The following is an 876-nucleotide window of genomic DNA, read 5'->3' as shown; positions in this document are numbered from 1 at the left end:
CCAGATTTAGCGAGATTTTGCTCTTCATTTTCGCACATCACTAAGAGAATTTCATCAGAATTTATAAACACTGGTTTCTTCACAAATGCCTCCATATCAAAATATTTAAATACATTTTGAAAAAAACGCCTTGACATAGGTTTTTTTTTTCGGGGTATGGTGCAGTGATAATTGTATTTTATGCACAAGTCAATTAAAATTTTGCATAAAACGCAAAAATAAATCTTAAAATATATAATTAAATTATGCGCTATCCACAATTTGGGAGATGTTTATGAGCGATATAGATAAAAAAATAGAATCTGTTTTTTCATTATTCAATGAAAAAGAGCAGTTAATTATTACTTATTTTGTTTTTAATTTTTTTAATAATTCAAGAAAATCAAGCACCGCTTCTTTGTCAACTGGATCAAGTGATGCACATATTTTCATAAAATCTAAGTCTACTTCTTTGTAAAAACTGGGGGGAGGTTCGTTAAAAAATTCAGAAATCTTTACTAGTTCATCTATGGTTATATCTCGCGTTTTACCATTTTGATAGGTATTAAGCATGCGATTCACTGCTGATGGGTGTAGTTCTAAATGTGATGCTAATAATGTTTGTGCGCCGTGTCCTCGTTCGTTAAGACGCTCTTTAATCCATAGCTTAAGTTTGGACTGAATATCTTGTTCCATGGTTCGTATAATCCTTGAAAATATATTTTTATGCAAATGTGCAAAAATGATAAAAAAGCATAATTTCGTTGACTTGTGCATAAAACGCAATTATTTATTGCGCTGTTATGGAGATTACATATGCCTTCGAGATTAATTATAAAATATTTAGGTGGTTTCAAAACTGTAGCAACCATAGTGCAAAGAGATGTGTCATCTGTT

1 protein-coding gene is annotated in these 876 nt (G+C 30.7%); it reads right to left on the bottom strand.

Translation table 11 applies throughout. The annotated features are described in order from the left end of the window. Window positions 1–345 precede the first annotated feature (345 nt). Complete coding sequence (locus ACFIKJ_RS09490; protein WP_208439714.1) at window positions 346–675, bottom strand: helix-turn-helix transcriptional regulator; 330 nt, start codon at window positions 673–675, stop codon at window positions 346–348. Window positions 676–876: the final 201 nt, after the last annotated feature.

The organism is Bartonella sp. PS7NMGDW (assembly GCF_042193585.1).
Lineage (GTDB): Bacteria > Pseudomonadota > Alphaproteobacteria > Rhizobiales > Rhizobiaceae > Bartonella > Bartonella grahamii.
This window is presented reverse-complemented; position numbering and strand designations above follow the sequence as displayed.